General features: G+C 70.6%; 20 protein-coding genes. 5 read left to right on the forward strand and 15 right to left on the reverse strand.

Annotated elements, in window-relative coordinates; genetic code table 11:
• Positions 1-170: 170 nt before the first annotated feature.
• Positions 171-1,499, reverse strand: coding sequence for a class I SAM-dependent RNA methyltransferase (locus ABZ016_RS32810; RefSeq protein ID WP_356920337.1), 1,329 nt, complete (start codon positions 1,497-1,499; stop codon positions 171-173).
• A gap of 110 nt (positions 1,500-1,609) precedes the next feature.
• Positions 1,610-3,661 (reverse strand): APC family permease, encoded by a 2,052-nt coding sequence (locus tag ABZ016_RS32815; protein WP_356920338.1) that lies wholly within the window; start codon positions 3,659-3,661, stop codon positions 1,610-1,612.
• 184 nt (positions 3,662-3,845) lie between these two features.
• On the opposite strand from ABZ016_RS32815, the gene ABZ016_RS32820 reads away from it, so the two are divergent.
• Positions 3,846-3,974, forward strand: coding sequence for a hypothetical protein (locus tag ABZ016_RS32820; protein ID WP_356920339.1), 129 nt, complete (start codon positions 3,846-3,848; stop codon positions 3,972-3,974).
• Here ABZ016_RS32820 and ABZ016_RS32825 read toward each other — a convergent pair.
• Positions 3,971-4,897, reverse strand: a complete 927-nt coding sequence (locus ABZ016_RS32825; protein ID WP_356920340.1) for a PfkB family carbohydrate kinase — start codon at positions 4,895-4,897, stop codon at positions 3,971-3,973. The two genes, ABZ016_RS32820 and ABZ016_RS32825, sit on opposite strands and share 4 nt — an antisense overlap.
• Before the next feature lie 249 nt (positions 4,898-5,146).
• Here ABZ016_RS32825 and ABZ016_RS32830 point away from each other — a divergent pair, with 249 nt between their 5' ends.
• Positions 5,147-5,818: a TrkA family potassium uptake protein gene (locus ABZ016_RS32830; protein WP_356920341.1), complete on the forward strand. Its 672-nt coding sequence runs from the start codon at positions 5,147-5,149 to the stop codon at positions 5,816-5,818.
• Positions 5,818-6,495, forward strand: a complete 678-nt coding sequence (locus tag ABZ016_RS32835; RefSeq protein WP_356920342.1) for a TrkA family potassium uptake protein — start codon at positions 5,818-5,820, stop codon at positions 6,493-6,495. The genes ABZ016_RS32830 and ABZ016_RS32835 overlap by 1 nt, the downstream gene beginning before the upstream one ends.
• Before the next feature lie 72 nt (positions 6,496-6,567).
• Here ABZ016_RS32835 and ABZ016_RS32840 read toward each other — a convergent pair whose 3' ends face one another.
• The 8 genes from ABZ016_RS32840 to ABZ016_RS32875 all read right to left on the reverse strand — a co-directional run bounded on the left by ABZ016_RS32840 (position 6,568) and on the right by ABZ016_RS32875 (position 14,769).
• On the reverse strand, positions 6,568-7,296 hold the full coding sequence (locus ABZ016_RS32840; RefSeq protein WP_356920343.1) for a DUF3159 domain-containing protein: 729 nt from the start codon (positions 7,294-7,296) through the stop codon (positions 6,568-6,570).
• Positions 7,297-7,299: 3 nt separating this feature from the next.
• Positions 7,300-7,698, reverse strand: coding sequence for an OB-fold nucleic acid binding domain-containing protein (locus ABZ016_RS32845; RefSeq protein WP_356920344.1), 399 nt, complete (start codon positions 7,696-7,698; stop codon positions 7,300-7,302).
• Between the two features lie 143 nt (positions 7,699-7,841).
• On the reverse strand, positions 7,842-8,525 hold the full coding sequence (locus ABZ016_RS32850; RefSeq protein ID WP_356920345.1) for a response regulator: 684 nt from the start codon (positions 8,523-8,525) through the stop codon (positions 7,842-7,844).
• A complete protein-coding gene (locus ABZ016_RS32855; protein WP_356920346.1) occupies positions 8,522-11,065 on the reverse strand; it encodes a sensor histidine kinase KdpD in 2,544 nt (847 codons plus the stop codon). Before ABZ016_RS32855 ends, ABZ016_RS32850 begins: the two co-directional genes overlap by 4 nt.
• A gap of 131 nt (positions 11,066-11,196) precedes the next feature.
• Complete coding sequence (locus tag ABZ016_RS32860; RefSeq protein ID WP_356920347.1) at positions 11,197-12,363, reverse strand: alginate lyase family protein; 1,167 nt, start codon at positions 12,361-12,363, stop codon at positions 11,197-11,199.
• A gap of 159 nt (positions 12,364-12,522) precedes the next feature.
• Complete coding sequence (locus tag ABZ016_RS32865; RefSeq protein ID WP_356920348.1) at positions 12,523-13,275, reverse strand: DUF3710 domain-containing protein; 753 nt, start codon at positions 13,273-13,275, stop codon at positions 12,523-12,525.
• Position 13,276: 1 nt separating this feature from the next.
• Complete coding sequence (dut, locus tag ABZ016_RS32870; RefSeq protein WP_356920354.1) at positions 13,277-13,828, reverse strand: dUTP diphosphatase; 552 nt, start codon at positions 13,826-13,828, stop codon at positions 13,277-13,279.
• 356 nt (positions 13,829-14,184) lie between these two features.
• Positions 14,185-14,769 (reverse strand): PaaI family thioesterase, encoded by a 585-nt coding sequence (locus ABZ016_RS32875; RefSeq protein WP_356920349.1) that lies wholly within the window; start codon positions 14,767-14,769, stop codon positions 14,185-14,187.
• 58 nt (positions 14,770-14,827) lie between these two features.
• Here ABZ016_RS32875 and ABZ016_RS32880 point away from each other — a divergent pair, with 58 nt between their 5' ends.
• The gene (locus tag ABZ016_RS32880; protein WP_356920350.1) at positions 14,828-15,286 is read left to right on the forward strand and encodes a DUF3093 domain-containing protein; all 459 of its coding nucleotides are present in this window, start codon (positions 14,828-14,830) and stop codon (positions 15,284-15,286) included.
• A 90-nt stretch (positions 15,287-15,376) separates the two neighbouring features.
• Here ABZ016_RS32880 and ABZ016_RS32885 read toward each other — a convergent pair whose 3' ends face one another.
• The 4 genes from ABZ016_RS32885 to ABZ016_RS32900 form a co-directional block, all read right to left on the reverse strand.
• Entirely contained in the window at positions 15,377-16,366 is a 990-nt protein-coding gene (locus tag ABZ016_RS32885; protein ID WP_356920351.1) for a hypothetical protein, read from the reverse strand.
• Positions 16,367-16,379: 13 nt separating this feature from the next.
• On the reverse strand, positions 16,380-16,676 hold the full coding sequence (locus tag ABZ016_RS32890) for a DUF4193 domain-containing protein (protein ID WP_003993510.1): 297 nt from the start codon (positions 16,674-16,676) through the stop codon (positions 16,380-16,382).
• 406 nt (positions 16,677-17,082) lie between these two features.
• On the reverse strand, positions 17,083-18,315 hold the full coding sequence (locus tag ABZ016_RS32895) for a HAMP domain-containing sensor histidine kinase (protein WP_356920352.1): 1,233 nt from the start codon (positions 18,313-18,315) through the stop codon (positions 17,083-17,085).
• A 4-nt stretch (positions 18,316-18,319) separates the two neighbouring features.
• Positions 18,320-18,973 carry a response regulator transcription factor gene (locus tag ABZ016_RS32900; RefSeq protein ID WP_003993508.1) on the reverse strand — a complete coding sequence of 218 codons (654 nt, stop codon included), beginning with the start codon at positions 18,971-18,973 and terminating at the stop codon, positions 18,320-18,322.
• 406 nt (positions 18,974-19,379) lie between these two features.
• Between ABZ016_RS32900 and ABZ016_RS32905 the strand changes: the two genes are divergently transcribed.
• Positions 19,380-19,553, forward strand: a complete 174-nt coding sequence (locus ABZ016_RS32905; protein ID WP_345663588.1) for a hypothetical protein — start codon at positions 19,380-19,382, stop codon at positions 19,551-19,553.
• Positions 19,554-19,684: the final 131 nt, after the last annotated feature.

A 19,684-nucleotide genomic window follows, 5' to 3' on the forward strand; every position in this document is an offset into this window, starting at 1 on the left:
GGGCCGATCGTCCCACGTAGCCGGTCGACGCGCCCTGACCGTCATCTGTCCGACGCTGTCTGACGCACCGTCGGAAAAAGCGTCAAACGAGCGTCGCAGACAGCGCCCCTCAGCCCGGAAACATGTCGTCACGATCCGTTCGCGACTTGCGACATCAGCGAAGCAGCAGGTCAGACACCCTTTGCTGCGGGCTCAAGAATGGCCACGCACTCCACATGATGCGTCATCGGAAACAGATCGAACGCCCGCAACGTCCGCACCCGGTACCCCCCGTCCCGGAAATACCCCAAGTCCCGCGCCAACGCCGCCGGATCACAAGCCACGTACGCGATCCGCCGCGCCCCCAGCGAAGCCAGATGCTCCACCGTCTTCCGTCCCGCCCCCGCCCGCGGCGGGTCGAGCACGATCAGGTCGACCTCCGTGATGCCGGTCCGCGGCAGCACACTCTCGACCTTGCCCTGCTCGATACGGACCCGGTCGAACTCGGCGAGGTTGTGCCGTGCGTCCTCCACCGCGCGCTTGCCGGCCTCGATACCGAGGACCGCGCCCTGGTCGCCGACCCGGTCGGCCAGGGCGCCCGCGAAGAGGCCGACGCCGCAGTAGAGGTCGAGGGCCATGTCGCCCTTGCGGGGCAGCAGGCCCTGCATGACCGCCGTCACCAGGGTGTCCGCCGACTTCGGGTGAACCTGCCAGAAGCCGCCGCCTCCGACCCGGTGGGTGCGGCCGTCCGCACGCTCGCGGACGAAGGGGCGGCCGTGGACGCGGTGGACGCCGCCGGAGCGTTCGTCCACGCGCAACACCGACACGGGGCGGTCCAGTTCGACCAGCGGGAGGCGCGCGCCCGGCTTCGGGGTCAGGACCACCTGGCGGTCCTGCGAGCCCGTCGCCGCGATCGCCTCGACGGAGTCCATCCCGGTCCAGACCCGCTTCTCGATGCCCAGTTCGCTGACGCCCTCCGCGGCGATCATGCAGTGGTCGATCGGCTCCACCTCGTGCGAGCGGTGCCGGCGCAGGCCCGCGCGGCCGTCGGCGGTGACCGCGTACTGGACACGGGTGCGCCACGCCGGGACCTGGCCCGCCGGCAGCTTGTCGCCCTCCGCGGGCAGCACCGTGCCGTCCCAGCCGGCCTCCTCCGGCGTGAGCCCGGCGAGGCGCTGGAGCTGCTCGGCGATGACGTCGGCCTTCAGGCGGCGCTGCGCGCCCGGCTTGGCGTGCTGCCAGTCGCAGCCGCCGCAGCGGCCGGGGCCGGCGAACGGGCACGGCACGTCGATGCGGTCCTTGGAGGCGTCGAGGATGTCCACCGCGTCGGCGCGCAGGAACCGGGCACCCTCCTCGCCCTCCGTCACCCGCGCGACGACCCGCTCACCGGGCAGCGCGTGCCGGACGAACAGCACCTGCCCCTCGGAGGTGCGGGCGATGCAGTGGCCGCCGTGGGCGACGGGGCCCACCTCGACCTCGTACTCCTCCCCCACCAGCGACTTCTTCGGTTCTGCCTGCATGGCGGGGTGACTCCATAACGCGTGAGGGGGCAGGGCCGAACGGGAACGGCCGGACAACAGCCCACCAGTCTACGTGGGTGCCGCCCGGCCGTTTCACACGAGCCGTCGCCTCAGGGCTTCGGCTCCGAGGACTCCTTCGGCCGCTCCTGCGCCGGCCCGCGCCGTACCGCACCCGGTGCGTTCCAGTCCTGCTGCCTGCGGGCCCGTCGCTTCGCCGCCTCGGAGGACTGGAGCTGGTACGGCACCGAGGTCACCATGATCCCGGGGGTGAACAGCAGCCGGCCCTTCAGCCGCAGCGCGCTCTGGTTGTGCAGCAGGTGCTCGTACCAGTGGCCGACGACGTACTCGGGGATGATCACGGACACGGCGTCGCGCGGCGACTCCTTGCGCAGGCTCTTGACGTACTCGATGATCGGCCGCGTGATCTCGCGGTAGGGCGAGTCGAGGACCTTCAGCGGTACGTCGATGCCGCGCCGTTCCCACTCCTCGCGCAGTGCCTTGGTCTCCGCCGGGTCGACGTTGACGCTCAGCGCCTCCAGCGAGTCCGAGCGCATCAGTTTGGCGTAGGCGAGGGCGCGCAGCGTCGGGCGGTGGATCTTGGAGATCAGCACGACCGAGTGGACCCGCGAGGGCCGTACGAGGTCGTCGCTCGGGCCCTCGGGGGCGGCGATCTCGGCGGCGACCCGGTCGTAGTGCTTCCGGATGGCCGTCATCGTCGCGTAGAAGATCACCATGCCGAGCAGGGCGACCCACGCGCCGTGCGTGAACTTGGTGAGGAGGACGACGACCAGCACGAGGCCGGTGAAGAAGGCGCCGAAGGCGTTGATGGCGCGCGAGCGGATCATGTGGCGGCGCTTGGCCTGGTCCGTCTCGGTGGCCAGGTGGCGGTTCCAGTGCCGGACCATGCCGGTCTGGCTGAGTGTGAAGGACACGAACACGCCGACGATGTAGAGCTGGATCAGGCGGGTGGAGTCGGCGCCGTAGATCCCGACCAGCAGTCCGGCGGCGCCGGCGAGGAGCACGATGCCGTTGGAGAAGGCCAGCCGGTCGCCGCGGGTGTGCAGCTGGCGGGGCAGGTAGCGGTCCTGGGCGAGGATCGAGCCGAGCAGCGGGAAGCCGTTGTAGGCGGTGTTGGCGGCGAGGAACAGCACCAGCGCGGTGGCCGCGGCCAGGATGATGAAGAGGAAGCTGCCCTTGCCGAAGACGGCCTCGGCGACCTGGGAGATCACCGGGTTCTGGACGTAGCCGGGGCCGAGCGGGACGCCGTTGTGGACGAGGTCCTTGGCAGGGTTCTCGGCCATGCGGACGTCGGTGGCGGCGGCCAGCGCGATGATGCCGCAGAACATGGTGACGGCCAGCAGGCCCATCATCGCGAGGGTGGTCGCGGCGTTCTTCGACTTGGGCTTGCGGAAGGCCGGGACGCCGTTGGAGATGGCCTCGACGCCGGTGAGGGCGGCACAGCCGGAGGAGAAGGCGCGCAGCAGGAGGAAGACCAGGGCGAAGCCGGCCAGGCCCTGGTGTTCGGGCTTGATGACGTAGTCCGCCGTCGGTGCCCGCATGGTGTCGTCCAGGACCAGTCCGCGGAAGGCGCCCCAGACGATCATGGTGAAGACGCCCGCGACGAAGATGTACGTCGGGATCGCGAACAGCGTGCCCGACTCGCGCACACCGCGCAGGTTCATCAGCGTCAGCAGCACGATCACGCCGATCGCGCAGGCCACCTTGTTCTCGACGACGAACGGGATCGCGGAGCCGAGGTTCTCGATGCCGGAGGAGATCGACACCGCGACGGTGAGGACGTAGTCGACGAGCAGCGCGCTCGCGACCGTCAGGCCGGCCTTGGGCCCGAGGTTGGTGTTGGCGACCTCGTAGTCGCCGCCGCCGCTGGGATAGGCGTGCACGTTCTGCCGGTACGAGGCCACCACGGTGAACATCAGCACGACGACCGCGACGGCGATCCAGGGGCTGAAGTGGTACGCCGTCACGCCCGCGATCGACAGGACCAGCAGGACCTCGCCGGGCGCGTACGCCACGGAGGACAACGGGTCGGAGGCGAAGACGGGGAGTGCGATGCGCTTCGGCAGGAGCGTTTCACCCAGCCGGTCACTGCGCAGTGCGCGCCCGATCAGGATCCGTTTGGGCACGTCGGTCAGTTTGGACACAACAGAGGATCGTAAGCGTTCGATTGCGGGCTCGCCCACCCGCCACCCCTCATCGGTGTTCCGTCTGCTCTCCGAGTGAATCCAGGGGCCGCTGCGGCTGCGGATTCCGCAGGTCACCCACTTCCCATGCCTATATGACTAAGCCCTGTCCGTCTCCCGGCCGTTGCCGCCCCCTGGAGGTCCCATGCACTCGACCGCAGAACTGATCGGCGCCGCGGCCACTCTCCTCGCCCTCGGATTCCTGACCGTGGCGAGCATCCGCAGCATCAGCCGCCGCAAGGGCGTCTCCCCGGACGCCCCGGGCGCCCGCTAGGCGGTTCCGTCCGCGGACCGCTCCAGTTCCGCCACCCGCGCCCTCAGCTCCTCCCGCCCGATGCCGCCCGTCCGGGTCGACGGGATCGTGCAGGCGTACGCCCCCGCCACCGTGCCGTGGAGGGCGCAGCGCGGGGCCGGCTCGGCGTTCAGCCAGGCGTGGACGAACGCGGCGGCGAAGGCGTCGCCCGCGCCGTTGGAGTCGACCACCGGCGCCGGCGGCGGGGCGGCGGGTACGTGGGTCAGGTCGCCGTCGGCCAGCAGATACGCCCCGGCCGCCCCGGCGGTGGCCACGACCACCCGGGCCCGGCCCCGCTCGGCGATCCGCCGCATGGTCCGCTCCGGGTCGGTCAGCGCCGTGGTGGACAGGAAGACCAGGTCGGCCTGGTGGGCGAAGGGCTCGTGGTAGGGGTTGGAGCCGTCCCAGTCGTGGAGGTCGGTAGAGATCGTGACGCCTGCGGCGCGCAGGACGGGCAGCGCCCGGGCGCACGGCTGGGTGATGACGACGTGGGCGTGCCGGCTGGCGGCGGCCAGTTCCCGCACCGTGGCCTCGGGCAGCCGGTCCGTGTCCGCGGTGCGTGTGGCGTCGTACAGGGACTGGCGTCTGCCGTCGGGGCCGACGAGGTTGATCGCGCGCTTGGTGCCGAGCGGCTGGGGGACGGCGGTGAGCGCGATGCCGTGGTCGCGGTGCAGGGCGCGGACCAGGTCGCCCTCGGGGTCGTCGCCCAGCATGTCGATGTGGTGGGTGCGCAGCCCCAGCGCGGTGGTCCCGAGGGCGACGAAGTCGCCGCTCTGGCCCGCCCGCGTCACGATTCCCGGCCGGATCATGTGGCTGTCCGCGAACGGCAGGGGCAGCTCGGGCACGTTCACGATCGTGTCCACACCCGCGCCGCCCAGGACGAGAACGTCGATCTCGGTACTCATGGCGTGTTCCTCCCCCGGGGACGCCCCGGCAGGGCCCTCGGCAACCCCCGCGACTTTGCCGATACGTTGGAGTCGGGCAGTCGAACGCGGCACCGGCCCCCGAGGGGCATCATGGCCCGATTCCACCGGCATGATGGTGCATGGCGGCCCGCACCCAGGCCGCGACGTGATGCCTGGCGAGCCGAAAGAGAGACATGAGCAGGACAGTCATGAAGGCCAGAGGGCCTGCAGGAAGCACGGTGTGACGCGATGCATATTGTGATCATGGGTTGCGGAAGGGTGGGGTCCGCCCTGGCCCAGAACCTGGAGCAGCAGGGCCACACGGTCGCCGTGGTCGACCAGGACCCCACCGCCTTCCGCCGCCTGGGGTCGTCCTTCGGCGGTCGCCGGGTGACCGGGGTCGGCTTCGACCAGGACACCCTGCGCGAGGCGGGCATCGAGGAGGCCGGCGCCTTCGCCGCCGTCTCCAGCGGTGACAACTCCAACATCATCGCCGCGCGCGTGGCCCGCGAGATGTTCGGCATCGAGAACGTCGCCGCCCGCATCTACGACCCCCGCCGTGCCGAGGTCTACCAGCGCCTGGGCATCCCGACCGTCGCGACCGTCCGCTGGACGGCCGACCAGATGCTGCGCCGTCTGCTCCCCTCCGGTGCCGAGCCGCTGTGGCGCGACCCCACCGGGGGTGTCCAGCTCGCCGAGGTGCACACCTCCACCGCCTGGGTCGGTCACAAGATCAGCCGGATGCAGGAGGAGACCGGCGTACGCGTGGCGTTCCTGACCCGGCTCGGCGAGGCGGTCCTGCCCACCTCGCAGACGGTGTTGCAGGAGGGCGATCTGGTGCACGTGATGATGCGCACCGACGAGGTCGACACGGTCGAGGCGGCGTTCGCCAAGGGTCCCGAAGAGGAGGGCGGTCACTGATGAGGGTCGCCATTGCCGGAGCCGGCGCGGTCGGCCGCTCGATCGCGGGCGAGTTGCTGGAGAACGGCCACGAGGTCCTGCTGATCGACAAGGCGCCGACCGCCATTTCGGTCGAACGCGTTCCGCAGGCCGAGTGGCTGCTCGCCGACGCCTGTGAGATCACGTCCCTGGACGAGGCGGCGCTCCAGCGCTGCAACGTCGTCATCGCCGCGACCGGCGACGACAAGGTGAACCTGGTCGTCTCGCTCCTCGCGAAGACGGAGTACGGCGTTCCGCGTGTCGTCGCCCGGGTGAACAACCCGAAGAACGAGTGGCTGTTCAACGAGTCCTGGGGCGTGGACGTCGCCGTCTCCACGCCGCGTCTGATGTCGGCCCTGGTCGAGGAGGCGGTGAGCGTCGGCGACCTGGTCCGGCTGCTCCGCTTCAGCCACGGCGACGCCAACCTGGTCGAGCTGACCCTGCCGGAGGAGTCCGCCCTGGCCGGCACGCAGGTCGGCGACGTCGAGTGGCCCGAGGACACGTCCCTGGTCACGATCATCCGCGGCACCCGCGTCCTGACCCCCTCCCGGGAGGACTCCCTGGAGGCCGGCGACGAACTCCTCTTCGTGGCCGCGCAGGCACGTGAGGAGCAGCTGGAGGACCTGCTGTCGGTCCGCCGCACCGACACGGCGCGCTGAGCGGCCGGGCAAACGCCGAGAAGGGGCGTCCTGAGTGCTCAGGACGCCCCTTCTGCGCTTGACGTCGGCTGCCTACTCGGCGGACCGGGCGGCGTTCTGCCGTTCCCTCTCCTCGGCCGCCTTCTCCTCGGCTTCCATCTCCGCGAACACGTCGATCGGCGCGGGCGCCTTCGCGAGGAACACCCACGTCAGGTACACGGCGAGCAGGAACGGCGGGATCTTCAGGGCGACCAGGACCCATCCGAGCTGTGCGGTGTCGGCCCACCAGTACAGCGGGAAGAGGATCGCGCACTTGGCGAGCAGGATCGCGCCCCAGGCGTAACTGGCCTTCGCGTACGCCTTCTTGCGGCCCGGGTTCCGGGTGCGCCAGGAGAGGTTCTCCTTGAAGACCGGGCCGAGGATCAACCCGATCAGCGGGACACCGAACAGGGTGGTGATGATGTACGCCAGCGCCAGGCCCAGCGTGTACAGCATGCCGGGCAGGTAGAAGTCCTTGGCGTTGCCGGTCATCATCGCGAAGACGACACCGAAGGCCACACCGAAGACGCCGCTGAAGGCGTGCTTGACGGTGTCCTTCGTCACCAGCCGGACCACGACCAGCACCAGCGACACGGCCAGTGCCGCGATCGCCGACAGGTGCAGATCCTTGTTGATCGTGTAGATCGTGACGAAGAGCAGGCCGGGCAGCACCGTCTCGATCATGCCCCGCAGGCCGCCGAACGCCTCGAAGAGGGCGGCCTCGGTGACCGCCCGGGCGTCGTCCGCAGATGTCTCTTCGGTCGGCTTGTCGAGCGACGTCACCGGCTACTCCCGTCCGAGGGGTCTCAGTTCGTACTTGGGATTGAACAACACACGGCGGCCCCGGCTCATCGAGATCCGGCCCGATGCGATCAGTTTGCGCCCTGGCTCTATTCCCACGATGGAGCGCCTGCCGAGCCACACCACGTCCAGCGCGGCGGAACCGTCGAACAGCTCGGCCTCCAGGGCCGGGACTCCGGCGCGCGGTCGCAGGGTGACCGTGCGCAAGGTACCAGTTACGGTCACTATCTGCCGGTCCTGGCAGTCGCCGATCCGGATGCAGCCGGTGGTCTCGGTGTCCTCGCGCAGCTCCTCGGACTCCAGGTCCTCCTGCGACGAGGAGAGCCGGTCGAGCATGCGCCGGAACCGCCCCGCCGGCTTGTGCGAACGAGGAACAGCACTCATATCTGAAGCCTACCGGGGCATGCCGACAACCCCGTAACCCCACAGGGCGCGCCCTACTTCTCGAACCGATACCCCATCCCCGGCTCCGTGATGCCGCATCCCCCGGGGGGCGACCCCCGGACCCCCGGCCGCCGACGCACCGCTCACTTCTCGAACCGATACCCCATCCCCGGCTCCGTGATGAAGTGCTTCGGATGTGAGGGATCCGCCTCCAGCTTCCGCCGCAGCTGTGCCATGTACACGCGCAGATAGTTCGTCTCCGTCCCGTACGACGGCCCCCACACCTCCTGGAGTAGCTGCTTCTGCCCGACGAGGCGACCGCCGCCTCGGACGAGGACCTCCAGCAGGTGCCACTCGGTGGGCGTCAGCCGTACGTCCTTCCCGGCGCGGACGACCTTCTTCGCGGCGAGGTCGACGGTGAACTCGTCGGTCTCCACCACCACGTCGTCCTCACCGCCGCCGGCCGGCTCGGCCCGGCGCACGGCGGCCCGGAGCCGGGCCAGCAGCTCGTCCATGCCGAACGGCTTGGTGACGTAGTCGTCGGCGCCGGCATCGAGGGCCTCCACCTTCTCGTCGGAGGAGTGCCGCGCGGAGAGCACCAGGATCGGCACCCGGGTCCAGCCGCGCAGGCCTCTGATCACGTCGACACCGTCCATGTCGGGCAGGCCCAGGTCGAGGACGACCACGTCGGGGTGGCGGGCGGCGGCGAGCTCGAGGGCCGTGGTGCCGTCGTGGGCGGCGTCGACCTCGTACTTGCGTGCCTTGAGGTTGATCACGAGAGCGCGCACGATCTGCGGCTCGTCGTCGACCACCAGCACCCGGGTCATGAGGCCTGCCTTTCTGGTTCCACCGTGGGGAGGGGCGCCGGGCGCGTTCGCGCCGCGCGGAGGGTGAGGACCATGGTGAGCCCGCCGCCGGGCGTGTCCTCGGCGGCGAGCGTGCCGCTCATGGCCTCGGCGAAGCCCCGTGCCACCGCGAGCCCGAGGCCCACTCCGGCGCCGCGCGGGGCGTCGCCGTAGCGCTGGAAGGGCTCGAATATGCGGTCCTTGGCCTCGTCGGGGACGCCCGGCCCCCGGTCGACCACCCGCACCTCGACCCGGTCGGCGAGCGCGCTGGCGGCGACCAGCACGGGCGTGCCGGGAGGGCTGTACTTGACGGCGTTCTCGACCAGGTTGGCCATCGCCCGCTCCAGCAGCCCGGGGTCCACCCGCACCATCGGCAGCGTCTCCGGGACGTCCAGGTCGACGCTGCCCTCGGGCACGCCGCCGAGCGCCATCGGCACCACCTCGTCGAGGTCGATCTCGCGGATCAGCGGGGTGACCGTGCCGGTCTGGAGCCGGGACATGTCGAGGAGGTTCCCGACGAGGTGGTCGAGGCGGTCGGCCCCCTCCTCGATGCCCTCCAGCAGCTCCGCCCGGTCCTCCTCGGACCACTCGACGTCCTCGGAGCGCAGGGAGGACACCGCCGCCTTGATCCCGGCGAGCGGGGTGCGCAGATCATGGCTGACGGCGGCCAGCAGCGCCGTACGGATGCGGTTGCCCTCGGCGAGCGCGCGGGCCCGGTCGGCCTCCTCCTGGAGCCGGCGGCGGTCCAGGACGACGGCGGCCTGGGCGGCGAAGGCGGCCAGCACCCTGCGGTCCTCGGCGGGCAGGACGCGGCCCGTCAGCGCCAGCGCCATGTGGTCACCGACCGGCACGTCCACGTCCGCCTGGTCGGGCCGTTCGACGGGGCGCCCCTGGCCGACGCGGCCGGCGCAGGTCCACGGCGCGACGTCGCTCGTCCTCTCCAGCAGGGCCGCCGACTCCATGCCGAACGTCTCGCGGACCCGCTCCAGCAGGTCCTCCAGGCCGGTCTCGCCCCGCAGCACGTTGCCGGCGAGGAAGGACAGGATCTCGGACTCGGCCCGCAGCCGGGCCGCCTGGTGGGTGCGGCGGGCGGCCAGGTCCACCACCGAGGCCACCGCCGCGCCGACGGCCACGAAGATCACGATGGCGACGATGTTCTTCGGGTCGGCGATGGTCCACCGGTGCAGGGGCGGTGTGTAGAAGTAGTTCAGCAGCAGCGACCCCACCGCCGCCGAGGCCAGTGCCGGGAACAGCCCGCCGAGCAGGGCCGCCGCCACCGTCAGCGCCAGAAAGAGCAGCATGTCGTTGGCGAGGCCGAGGTCGACGGCGCTGAGCAGCGCCGCGAGGGCCGGCGGGCCGGCGACACCGACCAGCCAGCCCCACACCCGCCGGGACCGTCCGAGGCGCGCGTCCCGGGCGACCGGCAGCCCGCGGCCCTTGGCGACCTCGTCGTGGGTGACGATGTGCACGTCGAGGTCGGGCCCGGACTCCCGGGCGACCGTCGCCCCGACACCGGGTCCGAAGACGTACTGCCAGGCCTTGCGGCGCGAGGAACCGAGCACGATCTGGGTGGCGTTCACCCCACGGGCGAAGTCGAGCAGGGCGGCCGGTATGTCGTCGCCGACGACGTGGTGGAAGGTGCCGCCGAGATCCTCGACCAGGGTCCGCTGCACGGCCAGTTCCTTGGGCGAGGCCGAGGTCAGTCCGTCGCTGCGGGATATGTAGACGGCCAGCACCTCGCCGCCGGCGCCCTTCTCGGCCAGCCGCGCGCCCCGGCGGATCAGCGTCCGGCCCTCGGGACCGCCGGTCAGCCCGACCACGATCCGCTCCCGTGAGCCCCAGATCGCCGACACCCGGTGTTCGCTGCGGTACTGGGTGAGGTAGGCGTCGACCCGGTCGGCCACCCACAGCAGCGCCAGCTCGCGCAGGGCGGTCAGGTTGCCGGGCCGGAAGTAGTTCGACAGGGCCGCGTCGACCTTGTCGGGCTGGTAGATGTTGCCGTGCGCCATCCGCCGACGCAGCGCCTCCGGCGACATGTCGACCAGCTCGATCTGGTCGGCTCGTCGTACCACCTCGTCGGGGACGGTCTCCTGCTGCCGCACTCCGGTGATCGACTCGACGACGTCGCCCAGCGACTCCAGGTGCTGGATGTTGACGGTCGAGATCACGTCGACGCCGGCCGCCAGCAGCTCCTCCACGTCCTGCCAGCGCTTGGCGTTGCGGGATCCTGGGATGTTCGTGTGGGCGAGTTCGTCGACCAGGGCGACGTGCGGGCGGCGGGCGAGGACGGCGTCGAGGTCCATCTCCGGGAAGACGCCGCCGCGGTACTCCAGCCGTTTGCGCGGCACCTGCTCCAGGCCGTGCAGCATCACTTCGGTGCGCGGCCTGTCGTGGTGTTCGACGAAGCCCACCACGCAGTCCGTGCCCCGTTCGACGCGGCGGTGCGCCTCGGAGAGCATCGCGTACGTCTTGCCGACGCCCGGTGCCGCACCGAGGTAGATCCGAAGCTTGCCGCGTCCCATGGCCTCATTGTCTTCCGGTCTGACGTCTGCGCAGCGTCGACCTTACGACCGGCGACTACGGCAAACGGGTGCCGGGCGCGGCAGCGGGACCGTCTTTGACGGAACCCTGACGTGCCCGGCCGCTCAGACCCTCACGCGGGGTTGTCGCCGTGGGTGAGGGTCTCCCAGGCGACGAAGAGGTTGTTGCTGCCGGCGGGGCGGCCCCGCAGGGTCAGTGTCCCGGTGTTGGTCATGGCGTGTCCGAGACGGTTGGCCAGGGCGTTGTGGCCCACCTCGGAGACCGGTCCGAGACCGAGCTCGAGGGAGCCGCCGCAGAGCCAGGCGGGGACGGCAGCGCCGAGCTGGTACTTGGCGTGGAAGCCGAGCCCGTGCCGCAGTCGCTCGCCCACGTCGGTGCCGTAGAGGTCCTGTCCCTGGATGCGGCTGGTCTCGGCCACGTGGGAGATGGCCGAGAGGCCGTAGCCGGTGTGGGTGAAGTCCCGGCAGGTCTCCTGACTGATCCCGTTGACGAAGGTCGACTGCCCCTGCCAGTACTTGATGATCTTGTCTCTGGTGTCGAGGTTCTGGCTCGGCACGGTCTTCGGCAGGTCGCCGTCGGAGTCGAGGTAGACGTAGGCGGCCGTCCGGGTGCGGAACCTCGCCATGGCCTTGTCGTAGGACGCCTTGTCCTCCAGGAAGACGGAGATGCCGACGGCGGCCTCCGTCATCGACAGCTCCCAGTTTCCGTTGGAGTGGGAGCCGTTGATGATCTCGGGCAGGTAGACGGTGCGGAGCATGGTGGCGAAGCGGCCCGAGCCCGCCCAGTTCCCGCTGTAGGTGTACTTGATGATCTCGGCGGCCTTGGGCCAGGAGGAGCCCGCCCAGCCGGTCTGGAGGGGCGCGTTGCTGCCGGTGTGGTCCTTGATCACGGCCGACCAGGCGTCCATCAGCTCGATGGCCTTGCGCGCGTGCCGTTCGTCGCGGGTCACGTACCAGGCGAAGGCCTGGGTGTAGGCGGCGATCGCGTCCTCGCGTTCGTCGGTGCAGCCGTGGTTGGGGTTGGAGTACGGACCGCACTCGACGACGGCCCGGGGCTCGGGCGTGCGGTCCGGGTCGGCGTACTTGCTCGCCATCATCTGGTCGAAGGCGCCCTTCCAGGGCTGGGCACCGGCGTTGATCTTGGAGCGGGCGAAGTCCAGTTGCCCCTGGGAGACGGTGACACCGGGGTGGACGAAAGTGTGGGGAGCGGCGTCGGCGGGCCAGGCGAGGACGCCGGCGACGAGGGCGGCCGCGGCCGCGAGCAGTGCGGTTCTGCGCATACGTGGGGGCCTTCCGTTCTCTTATATGAACAGGAAGCGCCTTTATGAACAGACGCGTTGGACGGAGAAGCTAGGTACGGACCAATGCGCCGTCAAGGTTCCGCGCGCGAGAAAGGGCCGCGCCCCCGGCGGGGTGCGGCCCTGGTGTGTCTCTGTGGTTCAGCGGACCTCGGTGATCTCCGGTCCGCGCTGGAGCTGGCCCATTCCGCCGGCGAACCGGGAGCCCTCCTCCTGCTGGACGCCCTCGGGCACCATCTGGGCGTCGTTGGGCAGCTTCAGGACGATCGGGTCGCGGGGCGCCATCGGGCCCTCGCCGCGGACCACGACCGTGTCCCGGAAGATCTGCTCGAGCAGCCCGGCGGCCTGCGGCTGCACCGCACCCTGACCCGAGATGACTCCGCGCAGGAACCAGCGGGGGCCGTCCACGCCGACGAACCGCACGACCTGGAAGCCGCCGGTGCCGTCCGGCAGCTGCACCGGCACCTGGGCGCGCAGCTCCCAGCCCAGCGGCCCCTCGACCTCGTCGACGATGCCACCCTGCTGGGTGATGCCGGTGCCGATCTCCTCGCGCACCTCGCCCCAGATGCCCTCACGCTTGGGCGCGGCGAAACCCTGGAGCTGGATCGCGCTGTCCCGCAGCACGACCGTGGCCGCCACGATCGCGTCGCCCGCCACCTCGACGCGCAGCTCCATGCCGTCGACGCCCGGTACGAACAGACCGCCCAGGTCGACCCGGCCCTCGGCCGGGTCATGGACCTCGGAGCTGTCCCAAGGTCCGTCGGGCCGCGGCGCCGGCTCGAGCCTCAGGCGCTCGCCCTCGCCGCCCGCCTCACTGTCGACCCCGTCGACGACCTGCTCGGCCTCGCCGGCCGCGTCCTCGGCGGCATCCCTCTTCTTGCGACGTCCGAACACGTCACTGTCCTTCCCGGTCGGATACGACCGAAGCGTATCGATTCCCACCCGTCTGACCGCCCAGGGCGGCCTGACCGCTTGTGCCGCTCGTCCCGTCCACCACGGCGTGGCCTCCGGTGGACCCGAAGCCCCCCTCGGCCCGCGCGGAGTCGGGAAGCTCCGCCACCTCCTGGAAGCGGACCCTCTCGACCTGCTGGACTACCAGTTGGGCAATCCGGTCGAAGCGCTCGAACCGCACGTCCTCGCGCGGGTCGAGATTCACCACGATCACCTTGATCTCCCCACGGTACCCGGCATCAACCGTCCCCGGGGCATTCACCAGGGCGACGCCGCAGCGAGCGGCAAGACCGGATCGCGGGTGCACGAAGGCCGCGTACCCCTCCGGCAGCGCCACAGACACTCCCGTGGGCAGTACGGCCCGCTCGCCCGGCGCCAGTTGACACGCCTCGGTGGTGCGCAGATCGGCTCCCGCGTCACCGGGGTGCGCGTACGAGGGAAGCGGGACGTCGGGGTCGACGCGCCGGATCAGCACGTCCACCGGCTGACGGCTCACGGGGCTGGTGGGAGTCATGGGGTCTTCCAGGCTCACGGGGCTCGTGGGGGGCATGGAGGGCAACGGGGCTGAGAGGGTTGAGGGAGCCGCAGGGGCGGAGGGGACCGAGGAGGCCGAGGCGACCGAGGGGCACAGCGGGCTCACGGCACCTTCAGGACCAGAGGGGCTCGCCGGGCCGATCGGGCCCACAGGGCTCAAGAGGCTTCCCGGGCTCGACGGGTTGCCCGGGCTCTCGGCGCTTTCAAGGCCAGAGGGGCTTGCAACGCTGAACGGCCTCTCCTGGCTCAAGGGGTTCCCCGGGCTCGACTGGTTGCCCGGGCTCGTGAGGCCACCGGGGCCCAAGAGGCCTCCCTGGCTCACGGATTCACCTCGAAGGCACGGGCGCGCCTGGCCTGGTCCGGGTCGTTCATGGCGGCCTGGATCTCCTCCCGGCGGCCGTGGTCCACGAAGTGGTCGACCTTCACCTCGACGAAGAGCGCGTCGGCGCGGATCGCGACGGGGCCGTCCGGGCCGCCGACGCGTCCGGTGGCGGTCGAGAAGATCTTCCGTCCGGCCACCGCCGTCACCTCGGCCTCCAGGTACAGCGTGGTGCCGACGGGCACGGGCCGTACGAAGTCGGTCTCGAGCCGTCCGGTCACGGCGATCGTGCGCAGCAGCCAGTTCAGCGAGCCGAGGGTCTCGTCCAGGGCGGTGGCGAGCACACCGCCGTGCGCGAGGCCCGGAGCGCCCTGGTGGGCGGGCCGCACGATGAACTCGGCGGTGAGCGACACACCCTCGCCCGCCCGTGCCTCCAGATGCAGCCCGTGCGGCTGGTCGCCGCCACAGCCGAAGCACTGGCCGTAGTGCGCACCGAGGAGCTCACCGGGCGCGGGAGCGTCCGGATGTCGCACCGGTTGCACGGCGTCGGCCGGCGGCTGAAGAGCTGCGGAAGTACGACTCACAGCCGGAGACCTTACCCGCGCGCCGGCCCGTTCCGGACACCGTGTCAAGCTTGGCTCCATGCAGCTCTCCGCCGCCCCGTACGAAGAACGCCTCACCGCTCCGCGGTCCTGGTGGCTGATCTCGTTCCTCGTCGGGGTCTCCATGGCCCTGATCCTGCTCCCGTTCGGCACGCTGCCGATGCTCGGCGGGCTGGCCGGCGGTACCGCGGTCGCGGCCGTCGCGGCGAGTTCGTACGGCTCGATCCGCATCCGCGTGGTCGGTGATTCCCTGATCGCGGGCGAGGCGAAGATCCCGGTATCGGCACTGGGCGAGTCGGAGGTGCTGGACGCCGAGGAGGCCCGCGCCTGGCGCACCCACAAGGCCGACCACCGCGCCTTCCTCCTGCTGCGCGCCTACATCCCCACGGCTCTGCGCGTGGAGGTCACGGACCCGGAGGACCCGACTCCGTACCTGTACCTCTCCACGCGCGAGCCGGAGCGTCTGGCGGAGGCGCTGAGGGCGGCGAAGGCCGCGTAGCACATGCGCGCGGGGCGTCACCCGGCCACCGGCCCGGGCGTGACCCCTGCGTGGGCTCCTGCGCCTCCGCGTGGGCCCGGCTGAGCGGTCTCAGCGGCCGCGGTCGCGTCCGTCGTGCTCGCCGTCGCGCTTGTCGTACCCGCCGTCGCGCCTGTCGCGGTCGTGGCGGCCCAGGGGGTCGTGCGTGATCTCGCCCATCTTGAGCGCGTCCGCCGGGCGTTCCAGGGCGGGAAGGGCCTCGAGGGCCTCCCAGGGCACCTGGATCCTGCGCAGGTCCTCGCGGATCCGGACGGCGAGCTTTCTGGTCTCGCTGCGGTTCATGGCCGCGCCGACGGCTGCGCCCACCAGGAACGGGATCAGGTTCGGCATGTTGCGGACCATCCGCTTCATGATCCGCTGGCGCAGTTCGCGCTTCATACGGCTGTTCAGCGCCGTGCTCACGGTCGACGGCTTGGTCGCGTCGATCCCGCGCTCTCCCGACCAGGAGTCGAGGTACGCGGTGCTGCGCTGCTTGAGGTTGCCGGGCGGCCGGAGGCCGTAGACCTCGTGGAGTTCGGCGATCAGCTTGAGCTCGATCGCGGCGACGCCGGTGACCTCGGCGGCGAGTTCCGTCGGCATCGCGGGCGGCACGGGGAGCATCGCCGCCGCGCCCACACCGGCTCCGACCGTCGCCGTCGCCGCCGCGGCGCCCGCGACGAGTTTGTCCGCGAGCTCTTCCGGCCCCAGGCCCGGGAACTGCCTGCGGAGGGTCGCCAGGTCCCGTACGGGGACCCGCGGGGCCAGTTCGATGATCCGGTCAGCCAGGTACGAGAGCGTGGCCCGAGCCCGTACCGAACTCTTGCGGGCGCCTTCTCTGGCCCGTTGCCGGAACGTCCCCGCCGTCCGCCTCGCGACGGGTGCGGGGACGTCCACGGACGCCGGGAGGTCAGCCCGGTCCGCTGCCGGTTCGAGCGAGGCCGCCCCCGTACCGGTGGAGCCTCGCTCGTTGTCACGCGCGCCGTGCCACGGGCCGTCTGCCGGCCCTTCGTCCGCTTTCCGCTTGGAGAAGCGGCGCTTCCAGGGAGGGGTCGAGCCAGTCACGGCCGACCCGCCCTCAGTCGCAGTCGCGGCAGATCGGCTGACCGTTCTTCTCCCGGGCCAGCTGGCTGCGGTGGTGCACCAGGAAGCAGCTCATGCAGGTGAACTCGTCCTGCTGCTTCGGGAGCACCCGGACGGCGAGCTCCTCGTTCGAGAGATCGGCGCCGGGCAGCTCGAGGCCTTCTGCGGCCTCGAACTCGTCGACGTCCACTGCGGAGGCCGACTTGTCGTTCCTGCGGGCCTTCAGCTCTTCGAGGCTGTCCGAGTCGACGTCGTCGTCGGTCTTGCGTGGAGTGTCGTAATCGGTTGCCATTGTCGCTCTCCCCCTCTGGGTGTCTGCGGTGTCTCCAGCGCACGTAACGCGTGAGAGGCCGGACTTGTGCCCGACCTGAGGCGGAGATTTTGCCTCACATCAAGGTCTGTTACTCAATCGACACCCAACCGGACCCCTCACGAGTGATCGGCTTGGATGGCGATGGGGACCGTACACGGTCCGAATGTCGCACACCAAAGGCGTCTCACCGTGTACTTCCCGTGATCAAGACCCCTGAAAACCGGGATTTTCCCGGCTTTCCGGCAGGGGGCATGATCACGGAGAGTAGATGGCCGGAAAGGCGTCTCTGTGATCGATCACACACGGCGCGCACGCGGAGAGGTCTCAGAAATTCCGCGCAAAGCGAACATCCCCGTGTGCCGCCGAGTTGATCGGCGCCATGATCTCAGATGGGCAGCGTGACCCGCATGACGAGTCCACCTCCCTCTCGCGGCTGGGCGTAGATGTGCCCGCCGTGCGCCCGGGCCACGGACCGGACGATGGACAGGCCCAGCCCGACGCCCTTGTCACTTCCCGTTCGCTCCGTACGCAGCCGCCGGAACGGCTCGAAGAGGTTGTCGATCTCGTACGCCGGGACGACCGGGCCCGTGTTCGAGACGACCAGGATCGCCTGGCCGTGCTGGACCTCGGTGGTGACCTCCACCCAGCCCTCTTCCGCCACGTTGTAGCGCACGGCGTTCTGCACGAGGTTGAGCGCGATGCGCTCCAGCAGCACGCCGTTGCCCTGGACGACGGCGGGCTTCTGCTCGCCGCGGATCCGGACGCCCTTGGCCTCGGCCTCGCCGTGCACCTGGTCGATGGCCTGTGAGGCGACCTCGGCGAGGTCCACCGGGCCCCGCTCGACGACCTGGTTGTCGCTGCGGGCCAGCAGCAGCAGGCCCTCGACGAGCTGCTCGCTGCGCTCGTTGGTGGCCAGCAGCGTCTTGCCGAGCTGCTGGAGCTCCACGGGCGCGTTCGGGTCGGACAGGTGCACTTCGAGGAGCGTGCGGTTGATCGCCAGCGGCGTTCTCAGCTCGTGCGAGGCGTTGCCGACGAAGCGCTGCTGGGCGGTGAAGGCGCGTTGGAGCCGCTCCAGCATGTCGTCGAAGGTGTCCGCCAGCTCCTTCAGCTCGTCGTCCGGGCCGTCCAGCTCGATCCGGCGGGACAGGTCGGAGCCCGCCACCGTGCGTGCGGTGCGGGTGATCCGGCCCAGCGGGGACAGCACGCGGCCGGCCATGGCATAGCCGAAGGCGAAGGCGATGACCGCGAGGCCCAGCAGGGCCAGGAGCGAGCGGCTGAGCAGACTGTCCAGGGCGTGCTGGCGCTGATCGTTGACGCACTGGTTCATCGCGTTGTTGAACTCGCTGGGCGAGGCCTGGTCGGGCAGGTTGCAGATGTCGCTGGTGACCTTGCCCTCGACGATCTTGAACGGCAGCTCGCTGCCCACGTTCAGCGCCTGCGCGGCCAGGAGGTAGATGATCGACAGCAGCAGGATGCCGGCGATCAGGAACATGCCGCCGTAGAGCAGCGTGAGCCGTATGCGGATGGTCGGGCGCAACCACGGGACGGGCGGCACGGGCCGCCTGGGGTCCCAGGTGGGCTTGGGGGGCGCCTGCGGGGGCGCGGGAGTCGCTGCCATGGGATCAGATCCGGTAGCCGGAGCCGGGGACGGTGACGATCACGGGCGGCTCGCCGAGCTTTCGGCGCAGGGTCATGACCGTCACGCGCACGACGTTGGTGAACGGGTCGGTGTTCTCGTCCCAGGCCTTCTCCAGCAGCTGCTCCGCGGAGACGACGGCACCCTCGCTGCGCATCAGCACTTCCAGGACGGCGAACTCCTTGGGGGCGAGCTGGACCTCCTTGCCGTCGCGGAAGACCTCGCGGCGGTTGGGGTCGAGCTTGATCCCGGCGCGCTCCAGGACGGGCGGCAAGGGCACACTGGTGCGCCGGCCCAGGGCGCGCACCCGGGCGATGAGCTCGCTGAAGGCGAACGGCTTGGGCAGGTAGTCGTCGGCGCCGATCTCCAGGCCCTCGACCCGGTCGCTGACGTCGCCGGACGCCGTGAGCATCAGCACGCGCGTGGGCATGCCCAGCTCGACGATCTTGCGGCAGACGTCGTCGCCGTGCACGAGCGGGAGGTCGCGGTCGAGGACGACCACGTCGTAGTCGTTGACGCCGATGCGCTCCAGGGCGGCCGCGCCGTCGTACACGACGTCGACGGCCATGGCCTCCCGGCGCAGTCCGGTGGCCACCGCATCGGCGAGCAGTTGCTCGTCCTCGACGACGAGTACGCGCACGTCACTGGTCCTTCCTGAGGTCCGCCCGCATGACCCTTCACGGGTGCATGCGGGCAGGGGTCTTCCGTGGTGTGTTGCTCTCCATCCTGCCCTTTTCGGCCATAAGTCGGAGGTAAGGCAGGTGGGCGGACCGGACCCGAGGGGGAATACGAGATTTTCTCCTCCGGTTAGGTTTCCACGGAAGGGAGCTTGGGGAGGACGGCTTTACATCCCACGATCACACTCTGCTGGTACCGCACCACCATGCGGTGCGCATCAATCCGCTTTTCCGCAGGGCGGGCGTGGGTGTCCGGCACCGCCGCCGCCCAGCCGAGCGGCGCTGGGCATCCACCGGAGACGTGATCGTCCCTTCCGAACGGCACACCCCCGTGCCATCGACCCACGACCCAGGACGAGGGGGCGCAGCATGGACGCATTCACCGCAGGACTTCTGCAGCGCATAAGGACGACCGAGTCCGATCTGTCCCGGGCTCGCGACGAGGGCGACGACTTCCTCGTCGAGGTGGAGCAGGGCGAGCTCGACGACCTGCGCCGTCTCGCCGCCGAGCACGGTGTGGAGGTCGGCGCGACGAGCGTCTGACGAGGCTGTACGGAGCGGGCCCCGGCGAATCCAGCGCCGGACCCGGGGCGAGCGGCGTGGTGAGCTGAAGCAGTTCCTGACCGTGCCGACGGGCGCGGAGACCTGCGGTCCGATCATCCAGGAGCGGCGTG

The sequence above is a fragment of the Streptomyces sp. NPDC006372 genome (assembly GCF_040612515.1).
Lineage (GTDB): Bacteria > Actinomycetota > Actinomycetes > Streptomycetales > Streptomycetaceae > Streptomyces.